Genomic DNA, 26,746 nt, shown 5'->3' on the forward strand with positions numbered 1-26,746 from the left:
TTTGCCGGCAGCGCAAGCAGGCGGAAAATGTTGACATAGCCGATTCACGCGTGGATCATATGGTCCATGGGGTCGCGATCACCCCACGAGGCGCCAGCCGAAGAGTCGCGTCCAACGAAGCCGCTAAAACGGAGGACGCGCGATGCCGTCATTCACCGAAATCTCAGCCGACAAACTGAACCGCCTCATCGGCACGCCGGGTGCGCCTGTCTTGATCGATGTGCGCAATGACGAGGACTTTTCCGCAGATTCTCGTCTCATTCCCGGATCGATCCGCAAGCCATTCAAGGATGTGGAGGAGTGGGGTGCCGAAATCCACGGTCCGGCCGTCATTGTCTGCCACCACGGCGCCAAGCTTAGCCACGGCGTTGCCGCGCATCTTCGCGTCATGGGTACGCAGGCCGAAACACTGGAAGGCGGGTTCGAGGCATGGAGCAAGGCAGGCGGTCTCGCAGTGCCGGACGATAAGCTGCCGCCGCGGGACGCGAAGGGGCGGACGGTTTGGGTCACGCGCGCGCGCCCGAAGATCGACCGTATCGCCTGCCCCTGGTTGATCCGCCGCTTCGTCGATCCATCGGCTGTCTTCCTGTTCGTTCCCACCGCTGAAGTGCTGATGGTCGCCGACCGGTTCGGCGCAACACCGTTCGACATCGAGGATGTCTTCTGGAGCCATCGTGGCGAGCGTTGCTCCTTCGATATCATGCTGGAGGAGTTCACCCTTCAATCCCAGCCGCTCCTCAGGCTTGCGACGATCGTCCGGGCTGCCGACACCGCAAGGCTCGATCTCGCACCCGAAGCAGCGGGATTGCTGGCGGCTTCGCTCGGGCTCTCGCGGATGTTTGCCGATGACCTCGAGCAATTGCAGGCCGGCATGACCCTTTACGATGCCTTCTACCGATGGTGCCGCGACGCGACCGACGAAACGCACAACTGGCCCTCGGCGAAGAAGGGAAGTTAGATGACCAATCTTGCCACGAACAGGCCCGCCGACGACACGACGGGCGGGACGGGTCACGGTGTCTCCTTCGGCGAGGCCTTTCGCGTCTGGTTGCGCGTGGCGGCGTTGAGTTTCGGCGGCCCGGCCGGGCAGATCGCCGTCATGCACAGGATCGTCGTCGACGAAAAGAAGTGGATCGGCGAACACCGTTTTCTGCACGCCCTCAACTACTGCATGCTGTTACCCGGGCCAGAGGCGCAACAGCTCGCCATCTATATCGGCTGGCTCATGCACAGGACGGCAGGAGGCCTTGTGGCCGGCATCCTTTTCGTCTTGCCCGGCTTCCTCTCCATCCTGGCCTTAAGCTACGTCTACGTGATATTTGGCAACGTCGAGGCCGTCGAAGGCATGTTCTTCGGCCTCAAGGCCGCCGTGCTTGCGGTCGTCGTGCAAGCGGTCATTCGGATCGGGGGCAGGGCGCTCAAAAATCCCGCGATGGTCGTTATCGCGCTAGTGGCATTCTTCGCGATATTTGTGCTCCACGTCCCATTCCCGCTCATCATTCTGGCGGCGGCGATAACAGGCTTCCTCGGTTCCAAATCCAGTTCAAGGCTCTTCCAGGTGGGTAATGGCCACAAAACTGCGGCGGGTCACATCCTTGCCGATGCCGACTCCGCGCTTGGTGAGGAAACGCCGGTTCATGCGCGGCCAAACCTGGTGTGGTCGCTTAAGATCTCGGCTGTGTTGCTGGCACTCTGGCTCGGGCCGCTTCTGCTGCTCTACGTTTTCCGTGGCGGAGATGATGTGTTCACGCAGATCGGCATCTTCTTTAGCAAAATGGCCGTGGTGACTTTTGGCGGCGCATACGCCGTCCTCGCCTATGTCGCGCAGGAGGCGGTGCAGCACTATGGCTGGCTGCGGCCGACGGAGATGCTAGATGGACTCGGCATGGCCGAGACGACGCCGGGGCCGCTGATCATGGTTCTACAGTTCGTCGGGTTCATGGGCGCCTATCGCGACCCGGCTGGCCTCGATCCGATGACCGCAGCCACGCTGGCGGCGATGCTGACGACCTGGGTCACGTTCGTGCCGTGCTTCCTCTGGATTTTTCTCGGTGCGCCTTTCATTGAAAAGCTCAGGGGAAATGCGGCGCTCGCAAGTGCCATGTCGGCGATCACCGCTGCCGTGGTGGGTGTGATACTGAACCTCGCCATCTGGTTCGGTCTGCACTTTCTATTTGTCGAGGCTCGCGTCCATCAGTTCGGTCCACTATGGGTCGAACTGCCGGTCTGGTCGTCGCTCGCCCTGCCGTCGCTGGCTCTCAGCCTTGCCGCAGCGGTTGCGATCTTCCGGTTCAGGATGTCGGTGATCCCCACACTGCTTGGATGTGCTGCTGCCGGAATGGCGTGGAGGCTGATCGCGTCGTTCTGATCGAGCCGCGCTGCGAACCAGGGCGGCGCGAGTGATGAAACGTGCTTCCTCTTGCGCCGGACCCCAATCCTTTCTATATCCTCGCCAACGAAAGTCCGGCGGCCGATCCCGCTCTGACGTAGGAAATCCGCCGGCTCAGATGGGCGGACCGCAACAAGCTTAGAATTGGCAGCCACCCGTGAATACACTGGATTTTGACAAGAGGCCGGAAGATACCCGCGTTGTCGTCGCCATGTCCGGCGGCGTTGATAGCTCCGTGGTGGCAGGCATTCTCAAGCGCCAGGGCTATGACGTGCTCGGCATTACGCTGCAGCTTTACGACCACGGCGCGGCCGTTCACCGTGCCGGTTCCTGCTGCGCCGGCCAGGATATCGACGATGCGCGTCGCGTTTGCGAAACGCTCGGTATTCCTCACTATGTCCTGGATTACGAAAAGCGCTTCCGGGATACGGTGATCAACCCCTTCATGGAAAGCTATGTGGCCGGCGAGACGCCGATCCCCTGCGTCTCGTGCAACCAGACGGTCAAGTTCGCGGATCTCCTGGCAACGGCCAAGGAGCTTAGCGCCGACGCGCTGGCGACTGGCCACTACATTCGCTCCCGCGCCAATCCGGCCCCCGGCAATCCCGGTCGCCGCGCCCTTTATCGCCCTGCTGATGCCGATCGCGACCAAAGCTACTTCCTCTTCGCGACGACGCAGGAACAGATCGATTACCTGCGCTTTCCGCTCGGCGGTCTGCCCAAGGCAGAAACCCGCAAGCTTGCCGAAGAGATGGGGCTTGTCGTCGCCAAGAAGGCCGACAGCCAGGACATCTGTTTCGTGCCGCAGGGCAAATATTCCGACATCATCAACAAGCTGAAGCCGAATGCGGCACTCGCAGGCGAGATCGTCCATCTCGACGGCCGCGTGCTGGGCCAGCATGAAGGCATCCTGCACTACACGATCGGCCAGCGCCGCGGCATCGGCGTCGCCACCGGCGAGCCGCTCTATGTCGTCTATCTCGATGCCCGCTCGCGCCGGGTCATTGTCGGGCCGAAGGAGGCGCTGGAGACGCACCGCGTCTATTTGCGGGATGTCAACTGGCTGGGTGACGAGCCGCTTGTCGAGGCGGCTTCGGGCGAGGGCTTCGTGTGCTTTGCCAAGGTTCGCTCGACGCGCGCGCCGACGCCTGCCGTCTTGCATGCCGATGCGACCGGCATCTATGTCGACCTCGCGGTTGGCGAGGCTGGCGTTGCGCCGGGCCAGGCCTGTGCGCTCTATTCGGCACCCGGCGACGACGCCCGCGTGTATGGCGGTGGTTTCATCGAACGCTCCGAGCGCGAACCGGCGGCGGAAGCTTCGCTGAAGGCGCTGTTGGCCAGCCCGGTCGCGGCCTGAAAAAGCCTGTGGTATTTTCTCGATCATGCGCTTGACACAAAGCCGAAGCGCACCTTATAAGCCGCTCATCCCACGGGCCGAGCGCATCGCGAACGGCACCGTTGACCAGTGGCGGAGTAGCTCAGTAGGTCAGAGCAGAGGAATCATAATCCTTGTGTCGGGGGTTCAAATCCCTCCTCCGCTACCAGTCAAATGACGCATTTTCTTCTGTGGACTTTCCCATAAACCTTGGCTGCGGGCCTTTCTCCGTTGCTTACCCCTGTGCACCATGGGTCTGCGCTGTTGTCATCATTGTCGCTTAGACTGCTCGGCGAAAATCACGGATCGGATTTGAGAATGGCGAAGAAGCCGAAACTGGAACATTCCGAGCTTGCCGGTGAGTTTACCGATGATGGCGTGACCGTGCTCGTCGACATCTTCCGTCCGGCGGGTACGAATGGCGACTGGAAAATGGAAGTGGTGACCCAGCACGAGGATCTCATCGAATGGGAAGAGCCCTTCGCGACCGATCGCGAGGCCTTTGACGAGTTCCTGGCGACGATCGCACGCGAGGGGATCCGAACATTTCTGGAGGAAGAGGACCCGACCGTCCACTAGCCCTTGCATCGTCGCGAAGGCGCGCGGCCGGCCGGCAAGCGGAGAATTGCTCGCAGCGCTCTACGTTCCGGAATATTGGTCCGCTCTCGGGCCGGCCAGCGTTACTTGCCAGGCGCTTCTGTCGTTGAAGTTCTGGCTTGCCAGAAAAGTATATCCCGTGCTTGCCTAGGGTTTTACTTTGCCTGCAAGATTGTCGAGAACATAATCGCCGGATCTCAGTCGGGCCAGCAGGACGACATGGTTGTTGCCGCGGCGATCGATGACAACCGAAAGCGCCAGTTTGTTCGACGCAAAGCCGGCGCCCAGCAAGGTTTTCAGCTTCAGTAGGGCATAGTCTTCGCAGTCGCCTTTGTTGTTGATGGGAAGCGACCAGTATTCGGATTTCCCCGATGTCTGTGCGTCCGTCGCCAGCGTTGACCTGCCGGTTCACCTTTTGAAGCAAAGGCATAGCCTTCTCGTCGGTCATCTCGTGGCCGCCGTTGCCATGGCAAAGCCAAGTATAGCGCGTGCAAGCCGAGGGGAAGCCTATCGGCGCTCCAATGGCGCCTGATGCGCGCAGGGTGGATCCTGCATAGCTCTCACCAGAAAACGCTGTGAAAACAAGCGTGAACGCTGCGAAAGCTGCCAAGGTCCGCGTCGAAAACATCCTATCGGCTGAGTGCTGCGCAACCAAGGTGGCGGTAACGAAGGCGGCGGTAACCAGGGTGGCGGTAACGAAGGTGGTGGCAACCAAGGCGGTGGCAACCAGGGTGGTGGCCACCAGGGTGGCGGCAATCAGGGTGGTGGAAACCAGGGTGGTGGAAACCACCACTAAGGCTTATCTTACACGGCGACCAGCCTCAGTTCAGAGAAGCAAAGCCCGGGCGTATGTCCGGGCTTGGTCATTTCATCGTTGAGCAGTCTCAAAATCTGAAGCCAGCGCTGACGGTAACAACCTTCTGATTGAAAACGGTGTCTATGCCCAAAAGGACTTTGCTGCCGTAGTCGTTGTAACGACATTCCACGCGCCCGAAGATGTTGTACGTGAAGGCGTAGTCGAGACCGGCTCCGGCGGTCCACCCTGAGAACTGGCATCGAAGCCGTTCCAGGTGAAAACTGGGGCTGCTGGTACAACCGCGGCCGCCCCGTCATAAAATCGGGGGGCGACGCCGCCCCTGCAAGACCAATGAAGGCCGCCGAGGCGGCAGCGATACGAAAATGCGCGATAAATCCCTCTCCTATGACAAGGGTCCACTCACTTTGCGCACCGATCGGGCTAGGTCCGATCGGTGATCGCGGTCCATGCTGCGTGAGCGAACGTGGCCCTGTCTGAACGGGTCCATTACGAAGTTCTGATGTAGAGGACTACTGGAGAGGAGTGCGGAGCGCTTATCCGTTGGCCAATGTCTCGTGACGGTCAAGGGCGAACGAGCGCGTTTCTTCGGCGGGCATCGCCTTGCCGAAGAGATAGCCCTGTCCGACATCGCAGCCGAGTTGAAGCAGGTGGCCGAGTTGGCGATGCTCTTCGATGCCCTCGGCGGTGGTCTGTATGTTGAGGCTGCGCCCGAGCCCAAGCATGGCGCGGATGATTTTTTCCTGACGCTCATCATCGCGGTACGTTGCGATGAAGCTCTTGTCGATCTTGATCTTGTCGAAGCGATAGCGGGCGAGCTGGGCGAGGCTGGAGTAGCCGGTGCCGAAATCGTCAAGCGCGATCTGAACGCCTGCATCGTGGAGTTCATCCAGGATGATTGCGGCAACCGCCGGATCCTGGATCAGGGCATTTTCGGTGATCTCGATCTCCAGACGACTTGGCGGAAGACCATTTGCCGACAACACCTTGAAGATGCGCGAGGCCAGCAGCTTGTCCTCCATCTGCACCGGAGAGACATTGAAGGAGAGGGTAACGTGGTCGTCCCAGGCCAGGGCGTCTCCGCAGGCCTGCGCCAGAAGGTCTTCGAAAAGCTCGGTGATCAGTCCGGTCTCTTCGGCAATGCCGATGAACTCCGGCGGCGGAATGGCGACGCCTTCTTCGTCCGTCCAGCGAGCGAGCGCTTCGAAGCCGCAGACCGTGCCTCTCTTGAGATCGATCAACGGTTGATAGAAGGGGCGGATGGCCTTTTGCTGAATTGCGACGCGCAGCTTTGATTCCAGCGTCGCGCGCTTTGCCACCTTGTCCTGCATCGAGGCTTCGAACACCATGTGGTGGTTGGGGCCGCGTGACTTCGCCTCGTACATGGCGAGGTCGGCTCGGTGGGCCGCGTCCTCGAGCGGCTCTTGACCCTGCTCCCAGCGATCGTGGCCGACGCTGGCGCCGACTTCGACCGCGAACCCGTTGATGTGAATGGGCCGTGTTACGGCTTGAATGAGCAAACGCGCGAAGCGTTCTTCATGGCGGGAGGAGAGGCCAAGCGCAACGACGACGAACTCGTCGCCGCCGAAGCGATAGACGCAGTCCGCGTTTCCGATTGCGCAGATCCGTTTTGCCACCTCGATCAGAAGGGCGTCGCCGCCATTGTGGCCGACAAGGTCATTGACCTTCTTGAAGCCATCGAGGTCTACCGAGAAGATTGTCACGTTCTGCTCCCACTCGTCACCTTCGACGTCGGTCTTCGTCCTTCGCAGCAGGACTTTCCGTTCGAACGCATAGCGGTTGGGAAGTTTGGTGAGGTGGTCGTGGGTTGCTGTCCAGTCGGCCTTGGCCTGAGCGGTGGCCCGCAGCTCCATCTCCTTGCGCAAATCGACAATGCGCAGGATCGAATAGACGAAGCTCATCGCCCCGCCGATGCCAAGGGCGAGGACGAGCTTGTCTGCACCATAGCTTTCGTAGGCGCCGACGAAGGCGACCACACAGTTATCCAGTTCCAGGATTGCACCGACGAGCCATAGCGTTACCCCCAACGCCATGACCAACAAGCATTGCCTCCCGGCCCTGCTCTGGAAGAATACCGGCATGCTTTACTCCATCTCCACCCGGGCGCTGATGTATCATGGAAGTCTGAAGCGTTTGTTGAAATCAAAGGGCGATTTCTTGTTATCAAATCGCTATCACGGCGTGTGAACTGGCTCGAAAGCCGCGGTGAAAAACGAGGCGAGCGCTTGTCGCTCGCCTGTTGTTCTCAAAGTCTGGTTAGAAGGGTGACGCTGACGACGAGCAGGAGAAGCATCCCGGCGCCAGTCATACGTAGCAGACGCGAGCGTCGCATCCGCGCGCCGCTCCAATCATAGGGCATGCAAAGTCCTCCTTGGGGCAAGGATTGACAGCCCGACGGTGTCGGGTCGAAAAACTATCGCATCGATTGCTTGCGTAAGGCTGGACTAAATTATCGCCCTGAAAATTAGGTGGTTTGTCCTTCGAAGCGCAGGGACCAGCGGCTTCCGTTGCTGGTCATGTGAGCGACGGCGAGCGGTTCGATATCGGTAATCCAGAATGATGACAGGGGGGCATTCAGCGTGCCGATGATGGCTGCTCGGATGACCGCCGCATGGGTAATGGCGATGATGTTACCGCCGGACTGCAAGTGCTCGCGCATCCAGCCGTTTACACGCATGCACACGGCAGCGATCGCCTCGCCACCATGCGGTGCTTCCTCCGGTTGCGCCATCCAGGCGGCAAGGTTCTCGGGTTCCGCTTGCTGGATCTCGGCGATCGAACGGCCCGCCCAGCGGCCAAAATCGCAATCGGCGAGCGCCTCGGAAACTTCCGGCTGCAAGCCAAGCGCGCCGGCCGTCTGCCGCGCGCGCAGCGTCGGGCTGGCGAAGACGCTGTCGGCGTGCCGCAGGCGTGGGGTGATTGCCCGTGTGGCAATGATTGCCTTTTCATTCAGCGGTTCGTCCTGCGGGAAGCGCGCCTCGCGGTTGGCGGCCGTCGGGCCGTGGCAGATCCAGGTAAGGCGCGTCATCACGTTCGTTGTCTCCGGATATCGGGGAGCGTGGTCCGCCGCTGCATGAAGTTTCGTTGACAGGTTCGAAGCGGCAGATATAACGGTGATGTTGTGGGTTTGGAAACCGGTGAAATTCCGGTGCGGTCGCGCCACTGTGATCAGGATGAGGATACCTCGGACTGGAAGTCAGACCCTGCCACGCAACGATTCTCGACTGAACGCGTCATTCCAGGAGGAATACATGTCTGACACTACTTTTGCGCCCGTCGCCGCACCGGCTCCGATTCCGGTTGGCGAGCTTTTGCCTTGGGCCATCTTCGGCGGTCTACTGATGCTCATCGCCATCTATTTCGTCGGTACCGAAGAGGGCGCGATGGCGCTTTTCAACGGTATGTACGTGCACGAGTTCGTGCATGACGGCCGGCATCTCCTCGGCTTTCCCTGCCACTAAGGGAGTTCCGGACATGGTTGGAAATCTTTTGCTTCGCGGCATGCTCGCGGGGGTGATCGCTGGCGTCCTCGTTTTCGCCTTTGCGCATACTTTCGGCGAGCCGCTTGTCGACCAGGCGATCGCGTTCGAGGAGGCGGCCGCCCAGGCGGCGGGTGAAACTGCTGAGCCTGAAATCGTCAGCCGCGCCACGCAGGCGGGCCTTGGCCTCTTGACCGGTGTAATGGCCTACAGCATTGCTGTCGGCGGCCTGTTTGCCCTCGTATTCGCCTTTATCCAGGGGCGGTTCAGCAATCTGAGCGCCCGCGGGACCTGTGCCGTCATCGCCGTTGCGGCGTTTGTCGCTATCGTGATCGTACCCAACATAAAATATCCGGCCAATCCGCCAGCAGTCGGCAATCCCGACACCATTGGCGTCAGGACCGAGCTGTTTTTCCTGATGATCGTCGTTTCGATCGCTGCGCTTGTAGCGGCAATTGCGCTTGCACGCCGCCTCACGCCGCGGTTCGGTATGTGGAATGCGGCAATCGCGGCAGGTCTGGCCTATGTCGGTTTCATCGGCCTCGTGCAGTATCTGCTGCCGCCGATCAACGAGGTTGCGGAGAACTATTCGGCTATGGTTCTCTGGCGTTTCCGTACGACCACGATCGGGATGCACGCCATCCTATGGGGCGTTCTTGGCCTGGCCTTTGGTGCTCTGGCCGAGCGCAAGCTCGGTGCCGCACCCAGGCTCAGCGCTCGCGCGTCGGTCTTCCATTGATCGGAGAAGGCCCCGGAGCAATCCGGAGCCTGTCCTCAGAGATGACCAGTCGGCGTCCCATTTTTCTTGTAGCCATGATTGCTGTCCTGCAGCTTTGGTCCGTCGCGGCCGACGCGCACCAGCGGAGCAGCAGCGGTTCCCAAAGCGGCATCGCGATCGCCGAGATCTCACATGGCGAAATGGTCATGATGGCGGAGTATCGCGATCGGATCATTGATCTCGCGGCGCGTGCCACGGACACGAACGAGCCGTTCCGACGCGTGCTGAACTATGCGCAGATCCAGCATGCCTATTGTCTCTGGGGCAAGATGCCGGGCGGGGTGACCGACGAGGCCAGTCCATTCAATGAATGCTCGCACGCCTACCTCGCGGCAACGAAGGCCGTACTCCTGTCGATGCGCAACATGGGCGCGGAGGCGGACGAGGCGGAGGCCATCGTCTCTGCGATCGACGCCGGCATGGTGTTGCGCGGTCTGGCGCTGATCACCTGCGAGTTCAGCGGTGAGGCGTTCAACACTGCGGATGTCGTTCGCCCGGTGTGGAGGAATGTTCCCTTGCATCCCGGCAGCATGGTGACGGTTACCGGCTTCGCGGCGGTGTTGCTGGCTGCGGCATATTGTGGACGGCGGCTGCTTCGGTGGATCGCGCCCTGACGAAACCTGCTCCGGCAGACCGTCCTTAATTTAACCCTGAATGGCTCTAGCTCTTCTCGATATCGCGGTCGAGGTGCGTCGCAATCAGCATGGCCGCGAGATGGACAGTGTTCTTCGCTCCGTAGCGCTCCTTCATGCGCTCTAGGCGGTGCTCGACCGTGCGGGGTGAAATGCCGAGGTCAGCGGCGATCTCCTTGGCCGTCGCGCCTTCCGTCAGGAGCTGCATCACGGCTTCATCGGTCGCATCCATGCGTGCTCGCTGCTGCGGCGGGTTGAACATGAAGCGACCGTTCGAGACCGCCAGAAGCCAGGCTGGATGTTGCGCCGTTGTCTTTTGCGGAAGGATCAGCCGTTCGTATCCGATGTTGACGCCAAGCACCCGTGTCTTGACCAGTTCCATCGACGGCTTCTGCGTGGCAATCACCTCGCGATAACGCGGGATGACGGCCGTCTCCATGTAGCCCCGATCCTTGAATTCGCCGATGCGCTGATCGGCAAAGAGCTTGTTGATGTTCAGGATACGCGAACTGACGGTAGAAGAGCGCACGACCTTCAGATGCCATTGCAACGGATCGTCGCCGTTGAGAACGACGAGCGTCATCCTCATCCGGATCGTCAGGAGCTCGAGGACGTCGCGATAGATGTCCTCTGGAGCGGCCGGCAGTTGCGGCGTGGTATGCAACCATGCGTCCAGCAGTTTCTGCGTGACAGTATGAAATGAAGTGTCCTTGTTCATCAATCCATGCGCGATATCTGGAATCGTTGCACTACGACAACCCAAAATGGGTACAGCTTTCAACAGCCGACCACGGCTGAATCGTCGTAAGGCATTAATATGAAAAATATATCGCTCGCTGCATCTATTTTGAAGCGAATTTCTCGGTGTGCGTTCTGCACGTTAAGCGGGTTCAGGCTGGAGGCGCCCGCGGCGTCCGGTTTCAATCATCCGAGTAGCGTTGTTCGCGCCAGGGGTCGCCGTACATGTGATAGCCGTTTTTTTCCCAGAAGCCTGATGCATCGGCCGGCAGCAGCTCGATACGGCGCAGCCACTTGGCGCTCTTCCAGAAATAGAGATGCGGAACGACGAGCCGCATGGGGCCGCCGTGATCGCGCGTCAGCGGCACACCTTCCCAGGAGGTTGCGAGGATGGCATCTTCTGCGGCGAAGTCGGAGAGCGGCAAGTTTGTCGTATAGCCATCATAGCTTGTCAGCATGACGTAGTGAGCTTCCGGATTCGGTATTGCCTGATCGAGCAGGTCGCGCGTCGAAACACCCTTCCACTTGTTGTCGTAGCGTGACCACGTCGTCACGCAATGAATGTCGGTGACCTTAGTGCTCTGCTCGAGCGCCTGGAAGGCGGTCCAGGTAAGATCAAGCGGGGTTTCGACCAGTCCACGGACTTCCAGGCTCCATGTGTCGGGCGCGATGATCGGGTGCTGGCCGAGATCAAGGATCGGCCAATCCTTGACGAGGTGCTGACCCGGCGGCAGGCGCTCGGTTTCCGGGCGACTGATGCGGCCGGTGAGGAATTTTCCTTCCTCGGCCCAGCGGCGCTTCGATCTCGTGAGCTTGCTGTCGGTCGGGGTTTGATCGTCGCTCATCGCTGGCCCTTTCGCGTTGCCGCAATAGGGCATCCAGGCTTCGAGACTGTCAAGCGTGCGTCACGACAGATTCTTGAGGTACAGCGAGAGGAGCTGTGTTTGCGACGATATGCCGAGCTTGCGGTAGACGTTGCGCCGATGAACCTTCACGGTCCCTGTCGAGATGTTGAGCTTCAGGCCGATCGACTCGGAGGAGTGCCCCTGAAGGACAAGATCGACGATCGCGGTCTCGCGGCTGGTGAGATTGAGATCACGCCACACCGCTTCGGCGGGCTGCAGGGCGCTTTCACTGGCGTTGCGTTTGCGGTTGCCGCGGGGTCTCGAATGCTGTTGCGCATCAAAGCGAGTTCCGAGCCCGGCCCAGTAGTGCCGAACCATGTTTGCGATCAATGGTTCGGCTTTCTTCAGCAAGGCAAATTCCGCAGGCGGGAAGGGCCCGGTCTTTTCCTTGCGCATAAGCGAAAGAACGATCGTGATATCGTCATCGGCCGTGACGAAGAAACCGATCTCCTCTGCAAGGCCTGTCTGGACGTAATAAGTCCGGTAGTACTCGCTGGAGAAGAACCGGTCTGGCGCCAGTTCCCGCATGCGAAACACGCCGGCGCGACGTTCATGGGCCGTGTGGTAGAACGGGTCGAGGAGGTAGGGGCCAGCCTGGTAGAGGGTCACGAAAATGATGTGCTCCTTCGGGTCGAAGGTGCTGTAGAGATCGATCGGCCGCTCCTTGCCGCGATAGGCGAAGACAACGACGTAGTCGAAGCTTACGAGCGCCGCCATCATCTCCCGGAAGGTCTCGCCGAATTCTGCATCGCCCATCGCCTGCCGGCCAATGGTGGCATTGAAGGCCCGAAATAGCGCCTCCAGGTCAGTGGTCATTTCCCGGAACCTCCTGATCGCCCCGCGCGGAAATCCGCTCCCCGTGTATATACCTTCCATGAAGGCTTTGCGGCTAGAATACCCCTCTCGGGGTATATACCGTGAGGGAAGGGCGCGCTTAGTCTTTCCACAGCGACGGTGGCAAAAGGCAGCGCTAGACTGCCCAATCCAGACCAACCGCAGGGAACAGACGTGGCATCTGCTTCGACGAACGATATCGAATTCCGTTCGGTCACCAAGAATTATGGCCCGGTGATCGCCGTAACGGACATCAACCTCAATGTGCCGAAGGGTGCATTCCTCGCGTTGCTCGGCCCGTCGGGCTGCGGCAAGACCACTTGCCTGCGCATGATCGGCGGTTTCGAGCAGCCAAGCCAAGGTACTGTGCTGATCGACGGGCGCGAGATGAACGGTGTGCCGGCCTATCGGCGCCCGGTGAACATGGTCTTTCAGCATTATGCGTTGTTTCCGCATTTCGACGTCCGGCAGAACGTTGCTTATGGTCTGAAGCAGGTGCGGCCCAAGTTTGCGGCGGCCGAAATCGACCGGCGTGTCACTGAGGCGCTTGAAATGGTTCGGCTCGGCGGCTTCGCCAAGCGCCGCATCCACGAAATGTCTGGTGGACAGCAGCAGCGCGTGGCGCTCGCTCGCGCGATCGTCAACCGTCCGTCGGTGCTGCTCCTGGACGAACCGCTGGCTGCGCTCGACAAGAAGCTACGCTCCGCCATGCAGATCGAATTGCAGACATTGCAACGCGAACTTGGCATCACCTTTGTTCTGGTCACCCATGATCAGGAAGAAGCGCTCTCTATGGCGGATATCGTCTGCGTGATGAGCGCGGGGCGGATTCGCCAGCTGGGCTCGCCGCAGGAGGTCTATGACCGCCCGGCCGATTTGTTCGTAGCCGATTTCGTTGGCAAGACCAACCGGGTGAAGGCGACGATGGAGGCGGATGGCGCGACGCTGCGTCTTGCGGACGGTTCCGCAATCGCCGCGGGGATCCGGGCGGGTGTTTCAACGGGCGAGGCAATCGTCGCGATCCGGCCGGAATCGATCCGCCTGACACGCATGCAGGCGCCCGATATCGCAAGCTTCAAAGGCACGGTGACCCACCGCATCTTCCTGGGGTCGTCGGCGGAATATGCCGTCACGGTGCCGGGGCTCGGTGACTTTCTGGTGACCGCCGACCGCCGCAGCATGAACGAAAGCGATCTGGTCGAGCCCGGCGAGGCCGTCTACCTCGGCTTTGATCCCGGCGCGGCCCATGTCTTCTCAGCATCAAGTGCAGCCTAAAATCAAAACAAGGGAACAGCATCATGAGCAAAGACTATAAGGATAACCTTCCCATTTCAGCCAACGGCTTCATGGACGAGTTCATGCGGCTCAAGCGTGGCTCTGTCAGCCGCCGCCACTTCCTCGGCATCACCGGCCTCGGTCTTGCGACCGCCGTGATGTCGCGCTTCCCAGGTGCCTTGTCGACGCCAGCCTATGCCGGCGAAGACCTCGGCACGCAGATGTCGATCGCGACCTGGCCGAACTACCATGATCCGGCGACATTCGAGAACTTCAAGGCGGCAACCGGCGTGGCCGTCGAAGTCAACGTGTTCGGTTCGAACGAGGAAATGCTGGCGAAGCTGCAGGCGGGCGCTTCCGGCTGGTCGCTTTTCGTGCCGACCAACTACACGATTTCCACCTACCACAAGCTCGGCCTGATTGACGAACTCGACCTCTCGAAGATTGTCAATTTCAGCCAGTCGACGGAGAGCCCGCGTTTTACCAAGGAAGGCCAGATCGACGGCAAGACCTACGCTCTACCGAAGAACTGGGGCACGACCGGATTCTCGGTCAACACCTCCAAGATCAAGGCGAAGCCCACGAGCTGGAAGGATTTCTTCGAGGTCGCGCAGACAGAAGCTGATGGCCGCGCCATGGTGCATGACTACCAGCTGACGACGATCGGCAGCGCGCTGGTGTCGCTGGGCTATGGTTTCAACTCGATCAAGCCGGAGGAGCTTGCGAAGGCCGAGGAGCTGCTGATCAAGGTGAAACCGCATCTCTTCGCCATCAACTCCGACTATCAGCCGGCCATGCGCGCCACGGACGCCTGGATGACGATGTGCTGGACGAACGACGGTGCGCAGCTTAATCGCGACATGCCTGAGCTTGCCTACATCCTCGGAACGGACGGTGGTGAAATCTGGACCGACTACTATGCGATCCCGAAGGACGCTCCGAACAAGGCGGCAGGCTATGCTCTTCTCAACTACCTGATGGATCCCGCGAACGCGGTGAAGGAGCATATCGCCAACGGCGCGCCGACCACCGATAGCCGCGTCATTTCGTTGCTGCCGAAGGAGATCACCTCAAACAAGATCGTCTATCCGGATGAAGCATCGCTGACGCCTCTGGAGTTCGGCGCCGCTATAACCCTGACGGATCCGGGTCGCGCCGAGTTGATGGCGCGGTTCAAGTCGGCGTGACCAGCCTGCCGTCATGCAATGCCTCTTCCCGGTTTCGGGAGGAGGCAAGCCTCCTCGTGGTCACCAACCAGCGAACCTCCAGAATGGCTCTGTCACCGGACACCAGAAAACGCCTGATCACCGCGGCCCTCGTTGCGCCGGCGAGCGCGTGGCTGTTCGTCTTTTTGGTCCTGCCGTTCATTGCCATCGTTGTGTTCTCCTTCGGCGAGCGGGCGCCGGAAGGCGGTTACCAAGCGGCATTTACGTTTGCCCAATTTGCCAATCTCGGATCCCGTGCGGCCGCCTTCAAGAACACGCTGGTGCTTGCGCCGATTGGGTCCTTCGTCTGCCTGTTGGTGGCCTATCCGGTCGCCTACTACCTGGCGGTGAAGGTAAGCCCGCAGTATCGGTTGTTGCTGGTGTCACTCGTCGTAGTGCCTTTCTGGACCAGTCTTCTCGTTCGCACCTATGCGTGGATGTATATCCTCGGCGCGCGGGGCATCCCGCATCTCCTGGAATTTGTCGGCATCGAGAATGTACGGCTTCTGAACACGCCGGGGGCTGTCCTTCTCGGCATCGTCTATGGCTACCTGCCGCTGATGATCATGCCGATCTACGTCAGCCTGGAAAAGCTGGACCGCCGGTTGCTGGAAGCTTCAGCGGACCTCGGAGCAAGACCGCTGTCGACTTTCTTCGGCATAACGCTGCCGCTGTCGTTGCCGGGCGTGATGACCGGCGTGGCGCTGGTCACCATCCTGTTGCTCGGTGAGTACCTGATCCCGCAGCTGCTGGGCGGCGGCAAGGTGTTCTTTATCGGGAACGCGCTGGTCGACCTCTTCCTGCAGTCGCGCAACTGGCCGTTCGGCTCCGCGATCGCCGTCACCCTCGTTGTCGTCGTCGTCATCGTGCTTCTCGTCGCCATGCGCATCGCCTGGCGCGTTGCGGGTACCCGCCAGGTGGATCTTGTCTGATGCGTGGGCTTGTTACGGCAGTCTATCTGTTTCTCTACACACCGATCGCGCTGGTGGTGTTGTTCTCGTTCAATGCGGGCCGCAACGCTTCCGATTTCACGGGCTTTTCCACGCAATGGTACGGTAAGGCGCTCTCGAACACCTTCCTCATGGAGGCTCTGCAAAACAGCCTCATCATAGCCCTGACCAGCGCTGCACTAGCGGCGATCTTCGGCACCATGGCCGCGCTCGGCATGGAGCGGCTTGGCGCCAAGACACGGGCCGTGTTCGATGGCCTGTTTGCCGCAGCTATCGTCGTTCCGGGGGTTGTGATCGGCATCGCGACGCTGGTTGCCCTGGTTGAAGTCTTCGGTTTCATCAATCCGGCATTGGCAGCGATTTGGCCCGGCAATCAACCGCCAAAGCTGACGCTCGGCTACGGTTCGATCATCGCCGCACACGGGCTTTTTACCATGGCCCTGGTGACGATGATCGTGAAGGCGCGCATCGCCAGCCTCGGGCGCGATATCGTCGAAGCGTCGAGTGATCTCTACGCGACGCCGCTGACGACCTTTCGCCAGATCGTGCTGCCGCAGATCCTGCCGTCGATCCTGGCCGGTTTCCTGCTCGCTTTCACCTTCTCCTTCGATGACTTCATCATCGCGTTCTTCGTCGCCGGGTCGAACACGACGCTGCCGATCTACGTCTTTGCCTCGATCCGTCGCGGCGTGACGCCCGAGATCAACGCAATCGCCACGATGGTGCTCATCGCATCGCTTGCCCTCATTCTCATCGCGCGTTTCCTTATGCGCGAAAGGACAACAACAACCTAATTGGGAAACACCATGATCCTCAAGAACCGTGTTGCAATCGTCACCGGTGCCGGGTCCGGCATCGGTCAGGCCGGCGCGCTCGTCATGGCGAAACAGGGCGCCCATGTCGTCGTCGCCGACATCGACTTCATGAATGCCGAGGAGACCGTCAGCCGGATCCGTAGGTGTGGCGGCAGCGCCGAAAGCATGGTGCTTGATGTCACCGACGACAAGGCGCTGGAAGCAGGCATTGCCGCGATTGCCGAACATCATGGCCGCATCGACATCCTTCACAACCATGCCGGTGCGCAGGTCGCCGGCGATCTGGAGCAGGTCGCGATCGACGGTTTTGACAAGTCCTGGAGCTTGAATGTCCGCGCACATTTCATGGCCGCGCGCTTCGTCATGCCTGTCATGAAGAAGACGGGCAAAGGCGTCATTCTCAACACCTCATCCTCATCGGGCGTGCTCTACGATCGCGAGATGATCGCCTATACGACGACAAAGCACGCCGTCATCGCCATGACGCGGCAGATGGCGGGCGACTATGCCAGGTTCGGCATCCGCGTGAATGCGCTTTGCCCCGGCTGGGTGGATACGCCCTTCAACGAACCCTTCATTGCCCAGATGGGCGGGCGTGAGGCGATCGAAGCCTATATCGCTGAGAAGGTGCCACTTGGACGCTGGGCCGACGTGTCGGAGATCGCCGAGCCGATCCTCTTCCTCGTGTCGGACCGCTCCTCTTACATGACTGGGCAGATCCTCGTGGTCGACGGCGGGGAGACCGTCGTTTGAGCCGGTTGAGAAGGTTGAATTCCTAGGGCAATTGTTAAATAACGGATGGACTGTGACGGGCGCTGTTCTGGCGCCCGCTTGTATTTACAGGACATCCAAGGCCCATGCCCATTCCCGCCCGGATCGAGACCGATCTGCCCTTCCTGACTGGACTGCGTCGCGACCTGCATGCCCATCCAGAGCTTGGCTTCGAGGAGGAGCGCACGAGCGACATCGTCGCGCAGTTGCTCGAAGACGCAGGCATCAAGGTGCATCGCGGCCTCGGCGGCACCGGCGTTGTCGGTACACTGCCGGTCGGCAATGGCACGCGGACAATCGGGTTGCGGGCGGATATGGATGCGCTTGCGATGCCGGAGATGGCGGATCGTCCGTATAAGTCAAAATTTAGTGGCAAGATGCATGCCTGCGGACATGACGGGCACACAACAATGCTGCTCGGCGCGGCACGATATCTGGCGGCAACGCGTGACTTCTCCGGAACCGTGCATTTCATCTTCCAGCCGGCCGAGGAGGGGAGGGGCGGCGCGCGCAGGATGGTCGAGGAGGGTCTGTTCGAACTGTTCCCCTGCGATGCCGTCTACGGGCTTCACAATATGCCGGGCCTTGCCGTCGATGAGATCGCTGTAGTCGAAGGCCCTCAATTGGCATCGTCAGACAGTTGGCGCGTGACCTTACGGGGCACCGGGACGCACGGCGCCAAGCCGCATCTCGGCAAGGATCCGATCACCGCTGCCGGCACCTTCCTGACCTCATTGCAGACGATTGTCGGGCGCGTCGTCGATCCGCTGCAGCCGGCCGTCATTAGCGCCTGCTCGCTGCAGGCCGGCGACCCCAAGGCGTTGAACGTCATACCCGATATCGTCGAGATCGGCGGCACCGCCCGGGCCTATTCGCCTGAAGTTCGCGATCAACTCGAGGAAGAGATCGGCCGGCTTGCGAATGGCACGGCGGCGATGTTCGGCATTGCGGTCGACTACCAGTTCGAACGACGTATTCCGCCCGTGGTCAACGACAGCGACGCGACCGCGCGTGCGCTCGGCGCCGCTAAGGCGGTCTTCGAGGGGAAGGTGCGCACGAGTTTCCCGCCCTCGACGGCAGGCGATGATTTCGCGTTCTTCGGCCAGAATGCGCCGGGATGTTACGTCTGGCTCGGGAACGGTCCTGCCGTCGATGGCGCCCTGCATCACAACACCGCTTATGACTTCAATGATCATGCGATTGGCTACGGCGCGGCCTTTTGGACAACGCTGGTCGAGCGCGAGCTGAAGGCCGCACTTTAATCGGTGGTTCGCGGACCTCGATGACTTAGCCGACCGCAGCTGGGGCACAAGCCCAGCTGCTGCTACTCCTCGTGCTCGGGGGTCTCGATCACTGGGCTTTCGAGCACTTGGCCTGTAAGGACGTCGGCGATCCCCCGATCGGTCTGATGCGGGCCGACGTTGCAGGCAAGCGTTGCGCCGAAGCAGGCCTTGAAGACGAGATAGGGCGGCTTCCAGTCGACGATCTTTTCCATCGCCTTTCGGATCGCCCGGAAGGACGCGGCCGCTTCTTCCAATGGCGCGTTGGTGACCAAGCCGGACACCGGCAAGGGTAGAAGCGCTTCAATCTGGCCATCTCTGGCGACAGCCATGCCGCCGCCCGCTGATATCACCGCGTTGGCGGCGACCGCCATGTCGCGTGCATTGCCGCCGAAGACCGTGAGGTTGTGGCTGTCGTGGGACACCGTCGTGCAGAAGGCTCCGCGCCATTCTCCCCAACCTGTCAGGAAGCCGACGCGCGGCCGACCGTCGACCTTGCCGTGCCGATGCGCGACCGCGATCATGGTGCTCCCGACCGGCGGCACGATGAAGCCGCCGTCGACGCCGGTTTCCGCCTCGCCCCACTGTGTGAAACGGGGGCGGTCAATCGTGGCGACACGAACGCGCTTGCCGGTGGCGGGAACCCTGAAGTCATCTTCCGCCAGGGCGGTCAGCTTGATCGAATTTTGTAGCGCGACGGTATCGAACGAGCGCAACTGGGCGTTCATTTCGCCCGATGTCGAGACGATTGCGCCATTGGCGATGACGGCTTTCGTGGCGAAACCAACGAGGTCTTCGAAGAGCACGATATCGGCGCGTCTGCCGGCGGCAATCAAGCCAAGATCCGAACGCTTCAATCGCTGCGCTGCATTGAAGGTGGCGGCCCGCAGCGCCCATTCCGGTTTCATGCCATAGCGGACGAGCCGTCGGATGACATCGTCAAGACCTCCGCCGTCCTTCAGTTCGTCGGGGAAGACGTCGTCCGTGCAGAGCGTGACCGTCGATGGCAGATGGCCGATTCCGTTGAGCGCGGTTACGAACTCCTGCAGCAGATAGTCATGCGAGCCGCGAAGCTCGATGGTCAGTCCGGCGGCCAGCTTCTGCAGCAGGTCCGCGCTCGAGGTCAATTCGTGATCGGAGCTGACACCGGCAGCCATGAAGGCGTTCAGGTCAGCGCATTCAAGTCCGCGCGCATGGCCGCAAATGAGTTTTTCCGAAGCGAGGCCGGCATTCACAATATCAGTCATGCGGGGATCGCCGTCGATCACGCCGCGCATATTCATGACCTCGGCTACACCGCCGATGCCAGGCCACCGCAGCATTTCGGCGATGACCGATGCGTCGAAATCGGCGCCGGCGACTTCAAGCCCCGGAGCGGAAGGAACGCAGGAAGGCGCGAGAACAATGGTACGGAGGGGCAGGCACCGGGACGCTTCGATTGCCCAGCGCACGCCGTCCAGGCCATGCACGTTGCCAAATTCGTGCGGATCCCAGACGACAGTCGTCACGCCGCGCGGAACGACGGCTGCCGCATAGGCGGCGGGCGTCACCATCGAGCTTTCGATATGCATGTGCGTATCGATGAGGCCTGGCGAAACGATGCTGCCTGTTGCGTCGACGGTCTTGGCAGCGTCGGTGCGGCTGCCCGGTGCGTGGACGCTTGCGATGAGCGGTCCAACGACGCCGATGTCGGCGTCGCGGGTCAGGCCGGTGACGACATCGAGCAGGCGTCCGCCCGAGATCAGCAGGTCGAAAGGCGCACCACCGCGCGCGGCGGCGACGGCACGGGCGCGAAGTGCGGGATCGTTGAGATCCTTCGTTTCGGCGGCGCTCATCGGCCGGCCTCATCGATCAGTGCGCCGAGGATCAGGGCGCGGGCCTTTTCAGTGTCGATATCGACGGCGTATTTGGCGTTGAAAGTTGCATGCGTCGCCCGGGTCTCCACCACGGTGCGGCCACGCGAATGTTGACCCTGCAATTCGGCGTCGATGCGCGCCGGGCGGAAAGTAACGATGTCGGGTGCGACGAAGGCGACTGCGGCTGATGGGTCGTAGATCGCCATTCCCGGTCTGCCGCGGCTGGTTCCGATGCCGATGTAGCCGTCGAGCATATCGGCGATAAGGGGCGCGTTGGCGCCACCGGCGTCTCGCACCGGGCCGACGTCGTCAGGAGTCGCGATAACCTTGCGGCAAAGATCGAGATCGACCATGCGCAGCGGCAGATTATGGGCGAGAACGATGGCGAGGGCTTCCGGGTCGGCCAGCGCGTTGAACTCGGCCGATGCCGTGTGATTTCCTGCGGTGACGCCGCCACCCATCCAGGTGAGTTCGGTGATACGGGCTGCGAGGTCCGGGCATGCCAGTGCGAGGGCGGCGAGATTGGTCAACGGGCCGAGAGCCAGGATCCGGTGCGGGCCATTGGTCTCTAGCCAGCGGCAGAGCGCAGCGAATGCATCGCCTTCCGGCAAGGCCGGCGCGGCGGGCAGACCTTGGCCCGATGTCGGAATACCTGTTTCGCCGAGGATCGCCTGGGCGGTTTCGAGCGAGCCGAGAACTGGCATGGCACGGCCGGTGTGGATCGGGAAAGTCCAGCCGAAGGCCTTGGCAGCACCTGATGCGTTGACGCGCACCTGCGCCAGCGGCGTGTTGCCGAAGACAAGCGAGACGCCTGCGATGTCGAGCTTCGCGTGTGTCACCACGAGGATCGCGGCGATATCGTCAAAGCCCATGTCGGTGTCGATCCAGACGCCCATGATGTTACCTGTAGCGTGAGAGCGGCGCTGCTGCGGCAAGCGGCAGGTCGAATGGAAGTGTCGAGCCGATCGCATGCGTCGGCAGTTCGGCATCGACCTCGGCCTTGATGGGGCCAAGCGGCGTGTCGAGCAGATATTCGCGGGTGTTGCCGGCAAACGAGGTGCCGCGCACGGTGCCCTGGTAAGGACCTGAACCAAGGTTCACCATGCGCGGACGCCAGGCCAGGCCCTTTGCGGCCTGTGGCGCTGGACCGGAAAGCTCGACCGATGTGGTGGATGTCGCGAGCTTGCCGTTTTCCAGCGCAAAGACGTTTTCGAAGCCCACGAAATCGGCGACGAAGGCCGAGACGGGCTTATTGTAGATTTCCTCCGGTGTACCGACCTGCTCGATGCCGCCGTTCAGCATCACCACGATCCGGTCGGCGAGAGCGAGCGCCTCGATCTGATCGTGGGTGACGAAGATCATCGTGACGCCGGTTTCCTTCTGGACGCGCTGCAGCTCGGCGCGCATTTCGAGGCGCAGGCGGGCGTCGAGATTGGAAAGGGGCTCATCGAGCAAGAGAACTTTCGGCTCCATGACCATGGAACGGGCAAGGGCCACACGCTGCTGCTGGCCGCCGGAGAGTTCGGCGGGTTTGCGATCGGCAAACTTGGCAAGGCCGACTGATTTGATGCCGGCGCTGACCTTGCCATCGAGATCCTTGCCGCCGATGCCCTTCAGGCGCAAGCCGAAGGCGACGTTCTCGTAGACCGTCAGATGCGGGAAGAGGGCGTAGGACTGGAAGACGAGCCCGACATTGCGCTTGTTGGCGGAAACGCGGGTGATGTCCGACCCGTCGAGGGTGATGCGGCCGGAACTCGGGTTCAGCAGGCCGGCGATGGAGCGCATCGTCGTGGTCTTGCCGCAGCCGGAGGGGCCGAGGAGGGCGACGAGTTCACCTTTCCTGATCGTAAGATCCAGATCCTTCACCGCGACCGTATCGCCGTAGGCAAGCGTCAGCTTGTCGAGTTTGAGATAGGCGTCAGACATAACGAGAGAATCCCAGGAAGCGTTCGGCAAGGAAGACGATGCCGATGGAAAGGAAGGCAAGCAGCGAGGAGAGAGCCGCGATCGACGGATCGTACGTGGTCTCCATGTAGCCCAGCATGTCGATCGGCAGGGTGCGGACGCCCGGACCGGAGAGGAAGAGCGAGACCGGAACCTGATTGAAGCTCGTCACGAAGCCAAGGATGAAGGCCGCCAGGATGCCGCCGCGGATATTTGGCATGACGACGCGGAAGAAGGCGCCAACGCGTGAGGAACCGAGCAGGACGGCAGCTTCTTCCATATCCGAGCGCAGGTTGTTGAGGCTGGCTGACACGACGCGCACGGCGTAGGGCAGCACGAGCGCCGTGTGCGCCATGAACAGGGCCAGCGTGATGTTGAAGCCGAAGGGCACGACGAGATAGCGCAGCAGGGCCAGACCGACGATGATGCCGGGTACGATGATCGGCAGCGAGACGATGGTGCGCACCGTTTCGCCGAAGGGCAACCTGTAGCGCGACAGTGCGTAGGCGGCGGGAATGCCGAGCACGAGCGCTGTCAGCGTGCCGAAGACGGCAAGGAACATCGACATGGCGAAGCTCTCGCGGAAGCTGTCGATGGTGAAGACCTTGGCGACCCATTTCAGGGAAAGACCCTGCGGCGGGAAGGCGAGTGTGTCGCCAGCCGAGAGCGATGCGGCGATGATGATCAGGAACGGGCCGATCAGGAAGATCAGCAAAAGGCCGAGAACCAGCGGAGAGAGAATACGGGCGGTCATCGCTTGTTCCTCGCCGTGGCAAGGCGCTTGAGCAGGATGTTGGCGGCAAAGCTCATGACGATCAGCATGAAGGCGATGACGCTTGCCGAGACGAAGTTGTTGGCCACCGACACCTGCTGATAGAGCAGCGTTTCCAGCATCAGCACCTTCGAGCCGCCAAGCACGGCAGGCGTAATGTAGGCGGTAAGCGATCCAGTGAAGACGAGCGTGCCGCCGACGACGAGGCCTTCGCGGGTGACCGGCAGGATCACCTTCCAGAACACCTGGAACCAGTTGGCACCGAGCACGCGGGCGGCGGGAATGGCGTCCTTCGGCATGTTCTCGAGGGCGCTGATCAGCGACAGAATCATCAGCGGCAGGAAGAGCTGCAGCAGACCGATGAAGACCGCGGTTTCGGTGAAGAGCAGGCGCAGCGGGCCGTCGCTGAGGCCGAGGCCCTGGATGGCCTGATTGACGATGCCGGTGCGGCCGAGGATGACGATCCAGGCATAGGTGCGGGCAACCGGCGAGATCATCAGCGGCAAGGTGACGAGGCCGATCACCCGGCCCTTGCCCTTCGGCGGCAGGTTGACGATTGCGAAGGCGGCGGCATAGCCGATGACAGCCGAAACCGCTGTCACCTCAAGCCCTAAGCGGAAGGTCCGCAAAAAGACAGTACGGTTCAGCGACTCGGAAAAGAAGCCGGTATAGGCGCTGAGCGTCCAGCTGCCGTCGATGCGGAAGCCTTCGGAGAGGAGGACGACAACGGGCAGCAGGAAGACCAGCGCGGCAAAGACTGCTGCGGGCAGGGCAAGCGCCAGGGCTTCTGCGCGGTTCTGAAACATGAAGCGACTTTCGACGGATGGAAGGGCTGGCTCCCGCAAGCCTGGGAGCCAGCTTGGAAATTACTGACCGACCTTCTCGTTCCATTCCTTCAGCCAGGCGGCGCGGTAGTCGAGCGCGGCTGCTGACGGGATGAGCTTCAGGCTCTTGGCGGTTTCTTCGCCGTAGGTCAGGTTGTTGGCGGCTTCTTCGGAGAGCTTGACCTCCTTGTTCGCCGGGCTGTCGACGAGCTTTTCAGCAAGCTTCGTCTGGATTTCGGTGGAGAGCCAGAAGTCCATGAACTGCAGGGCGAGATCACGGTTCTGCGAGCCCTTGGTGACGACCATCACGTTCATGCCGCCAGTCTGGCCTTCCTTGGGCGTTGCCCATGCGACGGGAACGTCGAGCTTGGTGAAGCCTGCCCAGGAAAAACGGCCGATCGGGGCGGCCCAGATTTCCTCCTGCTGCATCAGCTGCACGAGCTGCGAGGACTTCTCATAGAAAGTGACGATCTCGTCCTTCTTCTCGCCGAGCGACTCGATCGGCGCCTTCAGGTCCGGGTGGTCGCTGCCGAGCGCCTGGCCGAGCATGAAGAGCGCCGGAGGGCCCTGGTTGGTGGTGACGTTCGGGAAGGCGACATGACCAACATATTCAGGCTTCAGCAAGTCTGCCCAGGACTCGATCTTCATCTTGTCGGAGCGGTAGGCGATCGACGTGGCATAGAAGGTATAGCCGACGCTCATGCCGTCGCCATTCGGATCCTTGGCGAGGTCGTAGAGCTTCCCGAAATTGGAGAGCTTCGAAGTATCAATCTTGTCGATCAGGTCCTTGCGCGAGGCTGAAAGGGCATCGGCCATGGAGACGACAGCCATGTCGATGACGGGGCTCGCCTTGTTGGCCTCCATCTTGGCAAGTCGCTCGACGCTGTTGCCGGTCTCGACCACGAGCTTGCAGCCGCACTTCGCCTCGAAGGGGTCGTAGACGATGGTCTTGAAGTCATCCTGAGCGAAGGCATAGACGGAAATCGTCAGCGTCTTCTCCTCTGCCTTTGCGGCGAGGGGCCACAGCGCCAATAGCGCGGCCGAAGCGATGAGGGCATTCTTCATGTCAGCTGTTCTCCGTCTGTCAGGATATTCGTGTTGGGTCCGCCGGCCCGGAGGACTGGCGAACGATCAGTTGCATTGGAACTCGGTCGGCCTCGGACGTGACAAGTACGCCCTCGCGGCTGCCTCGCGTCTGTATGGTCTGCAGTAGCGATGAAATCGCGATCTCCGCGATCGTGTGCATGTCCATCGCCACCGTCGTCAGGGATGGCGTGATGACCGGCGACCAGATGAGATCGTCGAAACCGGTAACGCTCGCCATGCTGGGCACATCGATGCCGTCACGCTGCAACTCCGTGAGGGCTCGCAGCGCCTGCAGGTCTGACAGTGCGGCGAATGCCGTGTAGCCCTCACGCACTTTCTCAGCGAGACCGAGGCTGCAGCCGCCGCCGTTTTGCCGTTCCAGCGTCTCGATCCAGAGGGTTGCCGAACTCATCCCGGGACGGAGGCCTGAACGGATTCCTCCCACGCGATCGTTCTGGACGTTTGAGCCGGGATTGTTGCCGATGATAAGGACACGCCGGTGCCCAAGCTCGGCTAGATGATTGGCGATCGCCCAGCCGCCTTGCATGTGATCGGCGGCAACGGTGTTGCCCGGCGTGGACGCTGTATCAATGACCGCGACGGGACAGGCCGCGGCGGAAATTCGAGTGGCCCGGCGCGGTATTATCACCATGCCCTCGACGCCACGCTCGATCAGTCGGTTGATTGCCTCGGTCTGCGTTGCAACGTCGCCTCGGGAGTCGGCGATCAGCACGCCATAGCCCGCCGTGCTGGCCGCGAATTCGATGGCCTGCGCAAGCTTGGGGAAAAGCGGGTTGGCGATATCAGGTAGAACCAGGCCAAGGACGCCGCTGCGGCCGGTACGCAATGCACGCCCTGCCTGGCTAGGGACATAGCCGAGTTCGGCCGCATGTTCCTTGATTTTCTCAGCCAGTTGTTCGGAAACACGACCCTTGCCCGAGAGCGCATTGGAGACTGTCGCGACGGAGACGCCAAGCGACGTTGCAATTCTGCTCAGATTCGGTCCAGGTCGCGTGGGAGGCATGGTTTTCTGTAGATTAATCGTTTAATCATTCGTACATCACGCCATTGGCCTTGTCGATTCCAAAATTGCCGCCGCGGTCAGTATTGATGCGGTGACAGTAATAAAAAAGCAACGGTGTTAGGCGTCAATCACCGTTGCTCGATAGTCTCTCATTTTGGCATTGAGGATTATGATCATCCTTCGCATGACCGCGACGAGAGCGACCTTTCCGGGCTTTCCTTTCGCTTTCAGTCGTTCGAAGACGGCCTTCATGGCTGGATCGAAGCGGATGGCGGGCAAGGCGGCGATGTAAAGGGCGTCGCGCACTGGTTTGCGGCCGCCGGCAATCATCCTCTTGCCACGCATCAGGCCACTGTCGCGATTGATAGGGGCAACACCGACC

Annotated in this window: 27 protein-coding genes, 1 tRNA gene, 2 pseudogenes and 1 riboswitch; of the genes and pseudogenes, 15 read left to right on the forward strand and 15 right to left on the reverse strand. The window is 61.1% G+C overall.

Going from position 1 to position 26,746, the window contains the following annotated elements; translation table 11 throughout:
- Window positions 1–142: 142 nt before the first annotated feature.
- The 5 genes from AF71_RS19165 to AF71_RS19185 all read left to right on the forward strand — a co-directional run bounded on the left by AF71_RS19165 (window position 143) and on the right by AF71_RS19185 (window position 4,343).
- Window positions 143–958: a sulfurtransferase/chromate resistance protein gene (locus AF71_RS19165; protein WP_169682625.1), complete on the forward strand. Its 816-nt coding sequence runs from the start codon at window positions 143–145 to the stop codon at window positions 956–958.
- Complete coding sequence (chrA, locus tag AF71_RS19170; protein ID WP_169682627.1) at window positions 959–2,368, forward strand: chromate efflux transporter; 1,410 nt, start codon at window positions 959–961, stop codon at window positions 2,366–2,368.
- Between the two features lie 178 nt (window positions 2,369–2,546).
- Window positions 2,547–3,746 carry a tRNA 2-thiouridine(34) synthase MnmA gene (gene mnmA, locus AF71_RS19175; protein ID WP_169682629.1) on the forward strand — a complete coding sequence of 400 codons (1,200 nt, stop codon included), beginning with the start codon at window positions 2,547–2,549 and terminating at the stop codon, window positions 3,744–3,746.
- A 110-nt stretch (window positions 3,747–3,856) separates the two neighbouring features.
- Window positions 3,857–3,933: transfer RNA gene (locus tag AF71_RS19180), tRNA-Met, on the forward strand.
- Window positions 3,934–4,082: 149 nt separating this feature from the next.
- Entirely contained in the window at window positions 4,083–4,343 is a 261-nt protein-coding gene (locus AF71_RS19185) for a hypothetical protein (RefSeq protein WP_169682631.1), read from the forward strand.
- A 60-nt stretch (window positions 4,344–4,403) separates the two neighbouring features.
- On the opposite strand, the pseudogene AF71_RS19190 reads toward AF71_RS19185, so the two are convergent.
- A pseudogene (locus AF71_RS19190) lies at window positions 4,404–4,989 on the reverse strand (transglutaminase-like cysteine peptidase).
- Window positions 4,990–5,001: 12 nt separating this feature from the next.
- Here AF71_RS19190 and AF71_RS19195 point away from each other — a divergent pair.
- Entirely contained in the window at window positions 5,002–5,157 is a 156-nt protein-coding gene (locus AF71_RS19195) for a hypothetical protein (protein WP_192306232.1), read from the forward strand.
- 88 nt (window positions 5,158–5,245) lie between these two features.
- Here AF71_RS19195 and AF71_RS31800 read toward each other — a convergent pair.
- From AF71_RS31800 to AF71_RS19205, 3 genes and pseudogenes are all read right to left on the reverse strand, one after another.
- Window positions 5,246–5,410 (reverse strand): annotated as a pseudogene (locus AF71_RS31800) (porin family protein); the annotation flags it as partial.
- A 301-nt stretch (window positions 5,411–5,711) separates the two neighbouring features.
- The gene (locus tag AF71_RS19200; RefSeq protein WP_169682633.1) at window positions 5,712–7,277 is read right to left on the reverse strand and encodes an EAL domain-containing protein; all 1,566 of its coding nucleotides are present in this window, start codon (window positions 7,275–7,277) and stop codon (window positions 5,712–5,714) included.
- 383 nt (window positions 7,278–7,660) lie between these two features.
- Window positions 7,661–8,224, reverse strand: coding sequence for a histidine phosphatase family protein (locus AF71_RS19205; protein WP_113471098.1), 564 nt, complete (start codon window positions 8,222–8,224; stop codon window positions 7,661–7,663).
- Window positions 8,225–8,281: 57 nt separating this feature from the next.
- Window positions 8,282–8,419, forward strand: a riboswitch (cobalamin riboswitch).
- A 28-nt stretch (window positions 8,420–8,447) separates the two neighbouring features.
- Between AF71_RS19205 and AF71_RS19210 the strand changes: the two genes are divergently transcribed.
- The 3 genes from AF71_RS19210 to AF71_RS19220 are packed head-to-tail and all read left to right on the forward strand — an operon-like array spanning window position 8,448 to window position 10,067.
- A complete protein-coding gene (locus AF71_RS19210) occupies window positions 8,448–8,657 on the forward strand; it encodes a CbtB domain-containing protein (RefSeq protein WP_018859236.1) in 210 nt (69 codons plus the stop codon).
- A 13-nt stretch (window positions 8,658–8,670) separates the two neighbouring features.
- Window positions 8,671–9,414 (forward strand): CbtA family protein, encoded by a 744-nt coding sequence (locus tag AF71_RS19215; RefSeq protein WP_169682636.1) that lies wholly within the window; start codon window positions 8,671–8,673, stop codon window positions 9,412–9,414.
- 41 nt (window positions 9,415–9,455) lie between these two features.
- Window positions 9,456–10,067: a hypothetical protein gene (locus tag AF71_RS19220; protein WP_018859238.1), complete on the forward strand. Its 612-nt coding sequence runs from the start codon at window positions 9,456–9,458 to the stop codon at window positions 10,065–10,067.
- 46 nt (window positions 10,068–10,113) lie between these two features.
- On the opposite strand, the gene AF71_RS19225 is transcribed toward AF71_RS19220, so the two are convergent.
- The 3 genes from AF71_RS19225 to AF71_RS19235 form a co-directional block, all read right to left on the reverse strand.
- Window positions 10,114–10,803, reverse strand: a complete 690-nt coding sequence (locus AF71_RS19225) for a helix-turn-helix transcriptional regulator (protein WP_169682638.1) — start codon at window positions 10,801–10,803, stop codon at window positions 10,114–10,116.
- Between the two features lie 202 nt (window positions 10,804–11,005).
- Window positions 11,006–11,668, reverse strand: coding sequence for a sulfite oxidase-like oxidoreductase (locus AF71_RS19230; RefSeq protein ID WP_169682640.1), 663 nt, complete (start codon window positions 11,666–11,668; stop codon window positions 11,006–11,008).
- A 60-nt stretch (window positions 11,669–11,728) separates the two neighbouring features.
- A complete protein-coding gene (locus AF71_RS19235) occupies window positions 11,729–12,544 on the reverse strand; it encodes a LuxR C-terminal-related transcriptional regulator (RefSeq protein ID WP_169682642.1) in 816 nt (271 codons plus the stop codon).
- 192 nt (window positions 12,545–12,736) lie between these two features.
- On the opposite strand from AF71_RS19235, the gene AF71_RS19240 reads away from it, so the two are divergent.
- From AF71_RS19240 to AF71_RS19265, 6 genes are all read left to right on the forward strand, one after another.
- Window positions 12,737–13,837 (forward strand): ABC transporter ATP-binding protein, encoded by a 1,101-nt coding sequence (locus AF71_RS19240; RefSeq protein WP_018859241.1) that lies wholly within the window; start codon window positions 12,737–12,739, stop codon window positions 13,835–13,837.
- Window positions 13,838–13,860: 23 nt separating this feature from the next.
- Window positions 13,861–15,024, forward strand: coding sequence for a spermidine/putrescine ABC transporter substrate-binding protein (locus AF71_RS19245; protein WP_018859242.1), 1,164 nt, complete (start codon window positions 13,861–13,863; stop codon window positions 15,022–15,024).
- Window positions 15,025–15,107: 83 nt separating this feature from the next.
- Window positions 15,108–15,974: an ABC transporter permease gene (locus tag AF71_RS19250; RefSeq protein WP_018859243.1), complete on the forward strand. Its 867-nt coding sequence runs from the start codon at window positions 15,108–15,110 to the stop codon at window positions 15,972–15,974.
- Window positions 15,974–16,786, forward strand: a complete 813-nt coding sequence (locus AF71_RS19255; RefSeq protein WP_018859244.1) for an ABC transporter permease — start codon at window positions 15,974–15,976, stop codon at window positions 16,784–16,786. Before AF71_RS19250 ends, AF71_RS19255 begins: the two co-directional genes overlap by 1 nt.
- Before the next feature lie 12 nt (window positions 16,787–16,798).
- Window positions 16,799–17,560: an SDR family oxidoreductase gene (locus AF71_RS19260; protein ID WP_018117122.1), complete on the forward strand. Its 762-nt coding sequence runs from the start codon at window positions 16,799–16,801 to the stop codon at window positions 17,558–17,560.
- Window positions 17,561–17,664: 104 nt separating this feature from the next.
- Window positions 17,665–18,840, forward strand: coding sequence for a M20 aminoacylase family protein (locus AF71_RS19265; protein ID WP_113471972.1), 1,176 nt, complete (start codon window positions 17,665–17,667; stop codon window positions 18,838–18,840).
- A 62-nt stretch (window positions 18,841–18,902) separates the two neighbouring features.
- Here AF71_RS19265 and AF71_RS19270 read toward each other — a convergent pair whose 3' ends face one another.
- From AF71_RS19270 to AF71_RS19305, 8 genes are all read right to left on the reverse strand, one after another.
- Window positions 18,903–20,693 carry an adenine deaminase C-terminal domain-containing protein gene (locus AF71_RS19270; protein WP_169682644.1) on the reverse strand — a complete coding sequence of 597 codons (1,791 nt, stop codon included), beginning with the start codon at window positions 20,691–20,693 and terminating at the stop codon, window positions 18,903–18,905.
- The gene (locus AF71_RS19275) at window positions 20,690–21,610 is read right to left on the reverse strand and encodes a nucleoside hydrolase (protein WP_018859247.1); all 921 of its coding nucleotides are present in this window, start codon (window positions 21,608–21,610) and stop codon (window positions 20,690–20,692) included. Before AF71_RS19275 ends, AF71_RS19270 begins: the two co-directional genes overlap by 4 nt.
- Window positions 21,611–21,614: 4 nt before the next feature.
- Entirely contained in the window at window positions 21,615–22,640 is a 1,026-nt protein-coding gene (locus tag AF71_RS19280; protein WP_018859248.1) for an ABC transporter ATP-binding protein, read from the reverse strand.
- Window positions 22,633–23,412 (reverse strand): ABC transporter permease, encoded by a 780-nt coding sequence (locus AF71_RS19285; RefSeq protein WP_169682646.1) that lies wholly within the window; start codon window positions 23,410–23,412, stop codon window positions 22,633–22,635. The genes AF71_RS19280 and AF71_RS19285 overlap by 8 nt, the downstream gene beginning before the upstream one ends.
- Window positions 23,409–24,236: an ABC transporter permease gene (locus AF71_RS19290; RefSeq protein ID WP_018859250.1), complete on the reverse strand. Its 828-nt coding sequence runs from the start codon at window positions 24,234–24,236 to the stop codon at window positions 23,409–23,411. Before AF71_RS19290 ends, AF71_RS19285 begins: the two co-directional genes overlap by 4 nt.
- Window positions 24,237–24,296: 60 nt before the next feature.
- Window positions 24,297–25,319, reverse strand: a complete 1,023-nt coding sequence (locus tag AF71_RS19295; protein ID WP_169682648.1) for an ABC transporter substrate-binding protein — start codon at window positions 25,317–25,319, stop codon at window positions 24,297–24,299.
- A 19-nt stretch (window positions 25,320–25,338) separates the two neighbouring features.
- A complete protein-coding gene (locus AF71_RS19300) occupies window positions 25,339–26,364 on the reverse strand; it encodes a LacI family DNA-binding transcriptional regulator (RefSeq protein WP_169682650.1) in 1,026 nt (341 codons plus the stop codon).
- Between the two features lie 117 nt (window positions 26,365–26,481).
- Window positions 26,482–26,746, reverse strand: a 265-nt coding sequence (locus tag AF71_RS19305; protein ID WP_169682652.1) for a transposase, incomplete at its 5' end; no start/stop codon positions are given.

It is taken from the genome of Rhizobium sp. 57MFTsu3.2 (genome assembly GCF_012932765.1).
In the GTDB taxonomy this organism is placed as follows: domain Bacteria; phylum Pseudomonadota; class Alphaproteobacteria; order Rhizobiales; family Rhizobiaceae; genus Rhizobium; species Rhizobium altiplani.

What these genes read in the sequence shown, in the direction of transcription:
- AF71_RS19230 (WP_169682640.1), bottom strand. Translation starts at nt 11,668, where the DNA reads ATGAGCGACGATCAAACCCCGACCGACAGCAAGCTCACGAGATCGAAG.
- AF71_RS19250 (WP_018859243.1), top strand. Translation starts at nt 15,108, where the DNA reads ATGGCTCTGTCACCGGACACCAGAAAACGCCTGATCACCGCGGCCCTC.
- AF71_RS19165 (WP_169682625.1), top strand. Translation starts at nt 143, where the DNA reads ATGCCGTCATTCACCGAAATCTCAGCCGACAAACTGAACCGCCTCATC.
- AF71_RS19205 (WP_113471098.1), bottom strand. Translation starts at nt 8,224, where the DNA reads ATGACGCGCCTTACCTGGATCTGCCACGGCCCGACGGCCGCCAACCGC.
- AF71_RS19295 (WP_169682648.1), bottom strand. Translation starts at nt 25,319, where the DNA reads ATGAAGAATGCCCTCATCGCTTCGGCCGCGCTATTGGCGCTGTGGCCC.
- AF71_RS19285 (WP_169682646.1), bottom strand. Translation starts at nt 23,412, where the DNA reads ATGACCGCCCGTATTCTCTCTCCGCTGGTTCTCGGCCTTTTGCTGATC.
- AF71_RS19185 (WP_169682631.1), top strand. Translation starts at nt 4,083, where the DNA reads ATGGCGAAGAAGCCGAAACTGGAACATTCCGAGCTTGCCGGTGAGTTT.
- AF71_RS19210 (WP_018859236.1), top strand. Translation starts at nt 8,448, where the DNA reads ATGTCTGACACTACTTTTGCGCCCGTCGCCGCACCGGCTCCGATTCCG.
- AF71_RS19300 (WP_169682650.1), bottom strand. Translation starts at nt 26,364, where the DNA reads ATGCCTCCCACGCGACCTGGACCGAATCTGAGCAGAATTGCAACGTCG.
- AF71_RS19235 (WP_169682642.1), bottom strand. Translation starts at nt 12,544, where the DNA reads ATGACCACTGACCTGGAGGCGCTATTTCGGGCCTTCAATGCCACCATT.
- AF71_RS19280 (WP_018859248.1), bottom strand. Translation starts at nt 22,640, where the DNA reads ATGTCTGACGCCTATCTCAAACTCGACAAGCTGACGCTTGCCTACGGC.
- chrA (WP_169682627.1), top strand. Translation starts at nt 959, where the DNA reads ATGACCAATCTTGCCACGAACAGGCCCGCCGACGACACGACGGGCGGG.
- AF71_RS19265 (WP_113471972.1), top strand. Translation starts at nt 17,665, where the DNA reads ATGCCCATTCCCGCCCGGATCGAGACCGATCTGCCCTTCCTGACTGGA.
- AF71_RS19200 (WP_169682633.1), bottom strand. Translation starts at nt 7,277, where the DNA reads ATGCCGGTATTCTTCCAGAGCAGGGCCGGGAGGCAATGCTTGTTGGTC.
- AF71_RS19275 (WP_018859247.1), bottom strand. Translation starts at nt 21,610, where the DNA reads ATGGGCGTCTGGATCGACACCGACATGGGCTTTGACGATATCGCCGCG.
- AF71_RS19215 (WP_169682636.1), top strand. Translation starts at nt 8,671, where the DNA reads ATGGTTGGAAATCTTTTGCTTCGCGGCATGCTCGCGGGGGTGATCGCT.
- AF71_RS19220 (WP_018859238.1), top strand. Translation starts at nt 9,456, where the DNA reads ATGACCAGTCGGCGTCCCATTTTTCTTGTAGCCATGATTGCTGTCCTG.
- AF71_RS19255 (WP_018859244.1), top strand. Translation starts at nt 15,974, where the DNA reads ATGCGTGGGCTTGTTACGGCAGTCTATCTGTTTCTCTACACACCGATC.
- AF71_RS19270 (WP_169682644.1), bottom strand. Translation starts at nt 20,693, where the DNA reads ATGAGCGCCGCCGAAACGAAGGATCTCAACGATCCCGCACTTCGCGCC.
- AF71_RS19260 (WP_018117122.1), top strand. Translation starts at nt 16,799, where the DNA reads ATGATCCTCAAGAACCGTGTTGCAATCGTCACCGGTGCCGGGTCCGGC.
- AF71_RS19245 (WP_018859242.1), top strand. Translation starts at nt 13,861, where the DNA reads ATGAGCAAAGACTATAAGGATAACCTTCCCATTTCAGCCAACGGCTTC.
- AF71_RS19225 (WP_169682638.1), bottom strand. Translation starts at nt 10,803, where the DNA reads ATGAACAAGGACACTTCATTTCATACTGTCACGCAGAAACTGCTGGAC.
- AF71_RS19290 (WP_018859250.1), bottom strand. Translation starts at nt 24,236, where the DNA reads ATGTTTCAGAACCGCGCAGAAGCCCTGGCGCTTGCCCTGCCCGCAGCA.